The 10,068-nt window shown below is 42.0% G+C and carries 7 protein-coding genes; 6 read left to right on the forward strand and 1 reads right to left on the reverse strand.

What is annotated here, in order from left to right; genetic code table 11:
- Nucleotides 1-225: 225 nt before the first annotated feature.
- Nucleotides 226-1,263 (forward strand): NADH:flavin oxidoreductase/NADH oxidase, encoded by a 1,038-nt coding sequence (locus tag NSQ50_RS09440; protein WP_036679236.1) that lies wholly within the window; start codon nucleotides 226-228, stop codon nucleotides 1,261-1,263.
- A gap of 203 nt (nucleotides 1,264-1,466) precedes the next feature.
- On the forward strand, nucleotides 1,467-1,916 hold the full coding sequence (locus tag NSQ50_RS09445) for a MarR family winged helix-turn-helix transcriptional regulator (RefSeq protein WP_244886453.1): 450 nt from the start codon (nucleotides 1,467-1,469) through the stop codon (nucleotides 1,914-1,916).
- Between the two features lie 86 nt (nucleotides 1,917-2,002).
- Here the strand turns inward: NSQ50_RS09445 and NSQ50_RS09450 are convergent, their stop codons facing one another.
- Nucleotides 2,003-2,605: a GNAT family N-acetyltransferase gene (locus tag NSQ50_RS09450; RefSeq protein ID WP_244886454.1), complete on the reverse strand. Its 603-nt coding sequence runs from the start codon at nucleotides 2,603-2,605 to the stop codon at nucleotides 2,003-2,005.
- Nucleotides 2,606-2,829: 224 nt separating this feature from the next.
- On the opposite strand from NSQ50_RS09450, the gene NSQ50_RS09455 reads away from it, so the two are divergent.
- The 4 genes from NSQ50_RS09455 (at nucleotide 2,830) to NSQ50_RS09470 (ending at nucleotide 10,019) form a co-directional block, all read left to right on the forward strand.
- Entirely contained in the window at nucleotides 2,830-6,588 is a 3,759-nt protein-coding gene (locus tag NSQ50_RS09455; protein WP_076107533.1) for an alpha-L-arabinofuranosidase C-terminal domain-containing protein, read from the forward strand.
- Nucleotides 6,589-6,849: 261 nt separating this feature from the next.
- On the forward strand, nucleotides 6,850-7,371 hold the full coding sequence (locus NSQ50_RS09460) for a serine O-acetyltransferase (RefSeq protein ID WP_076107531.1): 522 nt from the start codon (nucleotides 6,850-6,852) through the stop codon (nucleotides 7,369-7,371).
- A gap of 115 nt (nucleotides 7,372-7,486) precedes the next feature.
- Nucleotides 7,487-9,322 (forward strand): UbiD family decarboxylase, encoded by a 1,836-nt coding sequence (locus NSQ50_RS09465; RefSeq protein ID WP_076223322.1) that lies wholly within the window; start codon nucleotides 7,487-7,489, stop codon nucleotides 9,320-9,322.
- 148 nt (nucleotides 9,323-9,470) lie between these two features.
- Entirely contained in the window at nucleotides 9,471-10,019 is a 549-nt protein-coding gene (locus tag NSQ50_RS09470; protein WP_176462549.1) for a GNAT family N-acetyltransferase, read from the forward strand.
- The last annotated feature ends 49 nt before the right edge of the window (nucleotides 10,020-10,068 follow it).

A 10,068-nucleotide genomic window follows, 5' to 3' on the forward strand; every position in this document is an offset into this window, starting at 1 on the left:
GAAAAATAGATATCCATATATTACCTCAAGGTAGAAGTTTCAACAATACATGGAGTTTCCATTAAGCAGAAGATTATTCACGGTTGACACCATCGCTGTTATATAATAATATACATGCATGAGCATGCATTTATAAATATTATATATAAGATGAACTTAGAAACTCATGTTCACTGGAAGCATTGATCATACTATACTTAGTTTTTTATAAAGAGGAGAGATATCATGAAGGACTTGTTCACCCCGTATGAATTGAAGGATTTGAAACTGAAGAACCGCGTGGTTATGCCTCCAATGTGTCAGTATTCAGTGTCTAACAAAGACGGAATTGCTACGGATTGGCATTATAATCATTACGTAAGCCGCGCCGTTGGCGGAACCGGATTAATTATTATTGAAATGACGGACGTGGAGCCTGATGGACGGATTACTGATTTTGATCTTGGCATTTGGTCTGATGAGCAAATTCCTGCACTGGCCAGAATCGTTGAAGCTTGTCATTCTTATGGCGCTAAAGTAGGTATTCAAATTGCACACGCCGGACGTAAAGCAGAAGATGCAGCAGTTCCTGTATCCTCATCTAACGTTCCTTTTGACGCGGACTCCAAAACACCACGTGCATTAACAACTGAAGAAGTGAAAGCTATGGTTGAGAAATTCCGGTTGGGCGTGAAGCGGGCGATACAAGCGGGATTTGATGTTATCGAGCTTCATGGAGCGCATGGTTATCTTATTCATCAGTTCCATTCCCCTCTAACCAATCAAAGAACAGATGAATACGGCAAGGATTTAACACTGTTTGGTACAGAAGTCATTCGCGCAGCAAAAAGTGAAATGCCGGAAGGAATGCCATTGATTATGCGTATCTCCGCCCAAGAATATGTTGAGGGCGGGTACGGTATCAAAGAAAGCTTGGAATTTAGTAAAGCTTACAAAGAAGCGGGCGCAGATATTTTCCATATCAGTGCAGGTGGTGAAGGTCCTATCGCAGCTGCCGGGAAACCAGGGACGCATGCAGCTTATCAGGTTCCTTTGGCTAGAGAAATCAAGTATGGCTTGAATGTTCCGGTTATTGCGGTTGGCAGATTGGATGAGCCTGTACTTGCTAATGCCGTGATTGGGAATGAGGAAGCTGATCTTGTTGCCGTGGGCCGGGGCATGTTGAGAAATCCATACTGGACGCTGGAAGCTGGGGTTGAACTTCAGAAAGATGCCGGCATTCCTAGACAGTATACTTTCGGGTTTCCAAGAATTAATGGGTAAAGACTAATATAAATGGTATGAAGTCTGAAGTCCAAACAAAATAATTGTAAAGTGTGGAGGGGCCGGCTTCTTGGAGAAACGGTCTCTCCTCTTTTTTAAAATAAAATAAAGTATAAGTATCGAACCTATACTTTATGTATGCTTGTGGATTGTAGTACTATTATATAGAAGGAAAAAATCATGAAAAGCCATACACCCGGGAGATGAATAATAAAATGGACGACATTCTTAACAATGACCTTATAACGAGTTGGTTGACGTTAACGCATATACAAATGAATGTGACGAATGAATTGGAAGCTAATCTACAAGCCAAACATGGCTTATCCTTAAAAGAATTTTATTTGCTGTTATTTTTATCGGAAGCGCCGGAGAAGAAACTGAAATTGCAGAAACTCGAAGCTATGGTGGGTTTAAGCCAGAGTGCAGTTTCCCGACTGGTTAGTCGGTTTGAGGCCAAAGGCTGTGGCGCTTTAGAAAGAAAAGCGTGTGATGCTGATCGCAGAAGTATCTATACTGCCTTGACTGCCATTGGCGAAGACAAGCTCCTTCGTGCACAAGATACCTTTCAAGAGACCCTGCTTGCAGCTTTTCCAGAAAAAGATGTGAAAGAGCTTTTGGATCAAATGCTTCGCATGAAGCATCAATCATGAATTCACAATAAAAACCTCTGTTTTGGTAAATGGACCGAATCTCCATTTCCCATACAGAGGTTTTTTAGTGTAAGGCGCTATTTACATCATACCTGTTCATCCCACTGTTGCTGGGAAAGCCGGTAATAATTATAGTCTTCATGTTCAATTGTAATCTCGTCAAGAAGCTCGAAACCACATTTTTGAATGACTCTATTAGACGGGATATTGTGTTTCAGAGCAATGGTGTTTAATACATCGGTAGAGCTATTATCAAACAAATACTTAATTAATCCCTTGGCAGCTTGAGTAGTGTAGCCTTTACCGCGATGATCCTTGGATATGGCATACATAATCTCTCTGTTAGGAACGGGCAATTCCTCCTTAATTCCTGTACAACACCAACCAATAAACTCACCGGACACTTTTAAAATAATGCCTAAACGAAGACGAAGCTCTCCGATATCTCCGCCCGCTGAGATCACTTGAAGAAACTGCTGGTTCTCTTTTATTTCATAGTTTATTAACCAGTCCAACCGTTGTTCTTTAGGAACATTCCAATCTGGCAAGAATTCAATAATTTCAGGCTGTAGAGTAAGCGCATGAAACTCCTCTAAATCCTCCACACTATATTCCCGCAGAAAAATATCTTTACAATCAATCGTAAATAAATCACTAGAATTGGCCTTTTCATTCACAGCTTCGCTCAACTTTCACCACTCCTTTATTAACTAACAGATATTTTACCATGGAATAAATGATTGATTTGGTAATATTTGATTATAAAAATTGTTTTCTTTTATTTCACATAAATATTAATTGGTTAATATATTAATTGACTATAAAATATGTTATTATGTTTCGTATAAACGGCAATGAACTAATACAGTTAGGTTTTTAAGATTTCTACTATAAAGATAACAGGTGATATTTTATGAAAAATGACAACGGTAACAAATTTATTAATGGTAGTCTAATTGCGCACTATAAGTTTGATAATCTAGAGGATGTGGGTCAAGATTTCTCGGGGAACGGCAATGATGGAACCGCTTCAGGTACTACGCTGCCGGCTATTAAATCCGTAGCAGGTAGACAAGCTGTTTCGCTTGCTGGGGGAGAACATGGCACATCCTATATTTCATTACCTAACGATCTGCTTAAAGAGGTCAGTGACCATACAGGAATTACAATTTCGACATGGATGTATGTAAGCAAAGCTTCAAGCTTATGGGAAAGAATCTTTGATTTTGGTAAAGGTGAAACAGGACCTTATATTTTCGTAACTCGCAATTTGCGGGGGACTTGTTTTGCAGGGGAAGACTTAATCGCAGATCCAGGGAAATCCTTTGCGACTGATGAATGGGTACATGTTTCCTTTGCAGTTACAGGTACAGAAGGTGGAACACTAAGCAGTGCAGGTCCTGTGATGTATGTAAATGGTGAAGTAGTTGCGGATGGAATGATCAGCCAAACCTCGAGTGGCACATATGCTAAGCTGCGTACATGGTTTGCTACTTTTGAAGATCAACAGAATTATAGCAATAATACAATCGGGAAATCCCAATACGCGGCAGATGTTGATTTTAGCGGCTATATTTCGGACTTCCGTGTATATAAAGCAGGCTTAACTCAAGATGAAGTGATTGAAATCATGTGCGAATCTTTGACGGATGAAGATATCGTAAAGCTTGCAAAAGATAAATACTTAACCTTCCCAAGCTCGATCATTACCAAAGATATTGAGTTGCCAGTTTCGCTGATGGGCGGAAAAGTTGACGTATCTTGGGTATCCAGCGATTCCAAAGTCATTTCTAATGAAGGTGTTGTGAATAAAGGAGTTCAATCTGCTCAAGGCGTAACGCTTACAGCACATTTGAAAAAGGGAGCTAGTACAGTAGAAAAGAGCTTCACGGTGTCTGTGCTTCCGGAAGATTTGCCACCATACACCTTAACTATTGATGGTAATCAGGAGATTTTGGATGTTAGCCAAATTCTATATGGTTTATTCTATGAGGACATTAACAACGCAGCAGACGGTGGGATCTATGCAGAGCTAGTGCAGAATCGCTCCTTCGAATCTTTTGCTTTTGACAGCTATTCGCATGTATGTGGTGTACATGGTGCTTCCACCGGAAGAAATTATACACCTCTTCACGCATGGTCTGGGGATACAGAGAAAATGACTGTCCATAATACAGGCGGATTAAACGATTTCTTCGGCATCGAAGATAAAGATATGAATGCTCATTATGTGACGGTAGCGGATGGCGCGACTATTAATAATAGAGGTTTTGCGGATTCCAATCAGCACTGCTCGATGTTTATTAAGGAAGATGCCAAGTACAACTTCACAATCTGGGCGAAGGCAGAAGCAGCAGGCACAATTACCTTGCAATTGCTCGACAAAGACGGTAAAGCCATCAGCGATACTGCAATTGTTGAAGTAAACGGTGACGGCAACTGGAAGAAGTATGGTGTCGATTCTAAGCTTGTATTAACAGGGTCTGAAACTGTGCTTGGTCAGCTGGCGTTAACCTTTAACGGTGAGATCTCCATTGATATGGTATCCTTAATTCCTGATGACGTTTGGGGCGCTGGTGAAGAGGAACGTTCTGCTACAGCTCATGCTAACTATAAAGGAAATCCAAACTATAGATTAAGAAAAGACTTAGTGAATGCACTCGTTGATCTTCATCCTACATTCCTGCGTTTCCCTGGGGGTTGTATTTCTGAAGGTTCTCACATTTGGGAGAACGTGTACGATTGGAAAGAGTCCGTCAACGATATCGAATTGCGCAAAGAGAACTATAACGTATGGGGCTACATGATGACCATGGGTCTTGGATATATGGAGTATTTCCAATTAGCCGAGGATTTGAACGCAACACCACTTCCGGTTATGGCCTGCGGCGTACTCTGTCAAGCTCGTTCGGATTATGCGAATCCAGCTGGCGGTGCGTTAAGAGATTATTATGTGAAGAACTTTACGGATCTGATTGATTTTGCGATTAGCATGGATTTTGACAATAATGAGTGGGCTGCATTGCGTAAAAAGATGGGCCATGAAGCAGCGTTTGACCTGCGTTATTTGGGTGTGGGGAATGAAAACTGGGGTACAGAGTTTTTTGCCAACTTCGAATATTTTAAAACAGTGATTGATGAGTATATGGTGAAGAACTATCCTGATCATGAATTGACTATTCTCTCTACCGTGGGTGCACAGGCAGATGATGATGCTTACCAGCAAGGTTGGAAATTCCTAAGCGGAAATTTACAGGGCTCGGAAAAAATCAGCTTTACGGATGGTACATCGAGCATCGAAGAGACTGTTACCTGGTACGAAAAACAAAAGAACTACATGGATACCATTGCGGATGAGCATTACTACCGTTCCAATGAGTATTTGTTAGAGAATGCTGATCGTTACAACTACTATTACAGAGCCTATAAGGAAGACGGCAGCTTGGATGAGGCTGAAACTTCAAAGGTTTTTGTGGGTGAATATGCTTCCACAGATAAAAACACATTGGCAGGAGCTGTTGCTGAGGCAGCGATTATGTCCAGCTTCGAGAATAACTCTGATGTGATTAGATTGGCGGCAACGGCACCATTGTTCAACAAGGTTCTGACAGATGGCACCTATAGATGGACACCGGATTGCATCTGGTTCGATGATGAGACCGTATGGTACACACCGAACTATTATGTTCAGCAGCTGTATGCTAAATACCTGGGAACCAAAGTGGTTGGCACCTCATTTTCGACTTATCGCAACGGGGAGAAGGTAGACCTCATTCCTCATGGAGGAATTGAAGTGGCTGCCGGGAAATCAGCTGTGATCGTGAAACGGGTGAAAGTGACCTCGAATGTAGATGGCAGTGTTTGGTTGGATCAAGATTTCACGCAGCCGCTGAATGAAGCTTGGAAAGTGATTCCTGGCTCTGCCGGATATACGATTGATCCTTCCAAAGGTCTGGTATTGAAAGCGCAGAATGGCGGACTGAATGGATTGTATATCCTTAATGACGCGTGGACTAATTATAAAGTAGAGGTTGTAGCTGAAAAAGCTTCTGGCGAAGATGGCTTCTATGTAGGCGCAGGTCTGACAGAAATCTCACCGGAAAATAAAGATGTCATCGAATATGCGATTGGCTATAATGGTGATGCCACAGGAGTCAAGGTGTACAAGCAAGGGATTGAGGCTTATACTCTCGGCGATTATTCCTCTAGTACCGCTGCTGGTAACCTGAGAGCCAGTTGCTATGAAGAGCTTGCGGATCATACGGAATATACTATCACCGTTAATTATGGTGGAGCAGATGGCAAACATTTGATTTGCTCTTATACAGATGGCAAGGTAACAAGCAAAGTACTGGATTATAAGCTTGAGGCTTATAACAGAGAGGTATATAATTCCGTAACTAAAGATGATAAGCATCTTTATGTGAAGCTTGTAAATGCGGATGGTGTAGAAAAAGCAACGAAGCTTGATCTAAAAGGCTTAAAAGTAGCTGCTACTGGTAAACGGATTACCTTAACCGGAGACGCCTCGCTGGTTCACACACCTAATGTGAACAGAAAAAATGATGAGAAGGTTACACCAGTCGAAACAGAAATCGTAATTGATAAAGACACGGCAGTTGTGAAGCTAGCTGCCAATTCCGTAAATGTGATTGTTCTGGATCTGATTTAATAGAAAATATGCTTTCCAACACGCGCCGATCTTTTTGTTCGGCGCGTGTTGTTGTTTAACAAGCCTCTAAATCGGTTGATGATTATATAGAGAGAACTGTCCACTTGCTTGATGAATCTCAAAATCTATCTTACACTGGTGAAAGTACAATCACCGACTGACCCTCCAGCCCGCGATCCTCCCAGATGTTTTATCCACAGCTGCCCTTCATTACTCCAGAATACAGTGCATACCCTAGCCCCTAAAAAGGAGAACGATAAAATGATGAAATCATTCAAAACGGACTGGAAAGCAAATCTGAAAAATCCTCAAACGATTATGGCCTTGTTTACTTATCGTTATGGAAATTGGGTGTATTATCGAGTGAAGAATGGCATCGTGCGAAAACCTTTGTGGCTTTTATATCGAATAATGGATGTGCTTTTTGTCCGTATTCTTGCAAATGGAGAGCTTCACGCTCAAGCTCAAATTGGTGATGCGCTTCATTTACCGCATGGTTTAAATGGGATTATCATTAGTCCTAAAGCGGTGCTTGGAAGCCATGCTACTATTTTTCATCAAGTGACGATTGGCGGGAGAAATAACTTAGGAGAGCCTGTGATTGGAGACAGAGTTTTTATTGGAGTAGGCTCCAAGATTCTTGGACCGGTTGTCATTGGTAACGATGTTAATATCGGGGCCATGTCTGTAGTGGTAAAGGATGTGCCGGATAATGCTTCGGCAGTAGGTATTCCTGCTAAAAATATATTGCGGAGTGAACCGAAACCAGAGAATACAAGATAAAGACGTTAGGTTCTAGTACATAGGGTACGCGTGCGCTTTATTTTAATATCTTACAGGGTATAATTAAAGCATCCAAGTAATCTTGTAATAACCTTCTAGAGATCGGAGTAATGAAATGAAATATAGCAATTTAGAAGAGTGTGTTAATGATTTAGAGAAACACGGACATTTAGTTCGTATTCAGGAAGAAGTGGACCCTTATCTAGAGATGGCGGCGATTCACCTAAAGGTTTATGAGGCTGGTGGACCTGCATTATTATTTGAAAATGTAAAAGGCTCGAAGTTTCGGGCCGTATCTAACCTTTTTGGAACGATAGAGCGCAGTAAGTTTATCTTTCGGCGGACTTGGGACTCCACACATAACGTAATTGCCCTTCGCAACGATCCCGTAAAAGCACTCAAAAATCCATTTAAATATGTTGGTACCGGATTATCCGCGAGAAAAGCATTGCCTATTAAAAAGCCAGGGGGTCTGCCAAGCGGTTTTCAGGAAATTAGTATCTCTGATCTTCCGCTAATCACACATTGGCCGGGAGATGGTGGTGCTTTTGTAACCTTGCCGCAGGTGTATTCAGAAGATCCGGATAAGCCAGGCATTATGAATTCCAATCTGGGAATGTACCGTGTGCAGCTGACTGGAAATGAGTATGAATTAAATAAAGAAGTGGGCATTCATTATCAAATTCATCGCGGCATTGGCGTACATCAGGAAAAAGCGAACCGCCAAGGACAACCGCTTAAAGTGAGTTGTTTTATCGGTGGGCCACCCGCTCACTCCTTATCGGCGGTTATGCCTTTGCCTGAGGGAATGAGTGAGATGATCGTTGCAGGTTTATTATCAGGACGCCATTTCAGCTATAGCTATGTGGATGGTTACTGTATCAGCAATGATGCGGACTTTGTGATAACAGGTGAAATTCACCCTGGTGAGACGAAGCCGGAGGGGCCATTTGGCGACCATTTAGGCTATTATAGCTTGGTTCACCCTTTCCCAGTAATGAGAGTACATAAAGTGTACGCCAGGAAAAATGCAATCTTTCCATTTACGGTTGTCGGCCGGCCGCCACAGGAGGATACCGCGTTTGGTGAGTTAATTCACGAGCTGACAGGTGGGGCTATCCGCCAAGAAATTCCGGGCGTCAAAGAAGTTCATGCAGTCGATGCTGCGGGTGTTCATCCCCTGCTGTTCGCCATTGGCAGTGAACGTTATACGCCTTATCAGCAAGTAAAGCAGCCAGCGGAAATTCTGACCATTGCTAACCGGATTTTAGGGACGGGTCAGCTTAGTTTAGCTAAGTTTTTGTTTATTACAGCAGAAGAAAATCAGCCTATCAGCACACATAATATCGAGGGTTTCTTGACGTATATCTTAGAGCGGATTAATCTTCATAGAGATATTCATTTCTATACCAATACCACGATTGATACACTTGATTATTCCGGCACAGGATTAAACAGCGGAAGTAAAGTGATCTTTGCAGCAGTAGGGGATAAGAAAAGAGAGCTATGTACAGAGGTACCAGGCCTGCTGAAAGAATTACAGGGATTTGAGCATGCACGAATGGTGATGCCTGGTCTTGTTGCCCTTCAAGGCGCTAAATTCACAAGCTATGCTGAAGCAACACTGGAAATGAACAAGCTTAGTGAAGCTATTCAGGAGCAAGGGTCACTTCCTTCTTGCCCAATGATTATTTTGTGTGATGATAGCGAGTTTTTGAGTGAAAAGATCGACAATTTCCTATGGGCGACATTCACCCGCAGTAATCCATCTCATGATATCTATGGAGTGAACAGTTCTACTGAGTATAAACATTGGTCCTGTGATAACGTGATTATTGATGCTCGGATAAAACCCCATCAAGCCCCGCCACTGATCCCAGACCCAACCGTTCAGAAGCATATCGAACGATTATTTGCGTCAGATGGCAGTTTAAGCGGAGTCAAGATATAGAGAAACATTCATCGGTCTTCTTGGGAATCCAAGGAGGCCTATTTGCTGTTTGTGAAATGATTTTGCTCATATGAAATAAAAAAGGCATAGGGGTATTATGGGGTGTATGGTATATATTTACTATTAATATTGGGGAAGTGTTGTTCTGATGGAAATTATGGAAACCGAACGTTTATGGATTAGAAGGTTCTCAGCAGAGGACTGGAAAGACCTTCATGAATATTTGTCGCAAGAAAGTGTTGTGAAATATGAGCCCTATTCCGGGTTTAATGCAGATGAATCTCGCACTGAGGCGCTCAGACGGTCATCGGACCGTGCTTTTTGGGCAGTCTGTCTTAAATCTACGACCAAAATGATCGGCAACTTATATTTTCAAGAGAGCCAACCAGAGGCTTTTGGCGTTTGGGAATTTGGATATGTTTTTAACCCTGATTTTCAGGGAAACGGGTATGCTACAGAGGCTTGTAATCAATTGTTAAACTATGGCTTTGATAATCTGAAAATGAGACGTGTGATTGCGAACTGTGATCCCGAAAATACACGCTCATGGAAACTGCTTGAACGATTGATGCTTCGTCGAGAAGGACATTTTTTGCAGACGGGTTATTTTAAATACGATAGTAATGGAGAGCCAATCTGGCATGATACTTATTCCTATGGATTGCTCAGAAGTGAATGGTTAAGGATGAAGGAATAGCAAAACTGTTGTCGTGATCTCAAAAGGCGGGTGTCCCCTCACTGATTCT

This window comes from Paenibacillus sp. FSL R10-2788 (assembly GCF_038003885.1).
GTDB classification, from domain to species: Bacteria; Bacillota; Bacilli; order Paenibacillales; family Paenibacillaceae; genus Paenibacillus_AQ; species Paenibacillus_AQ odorifer.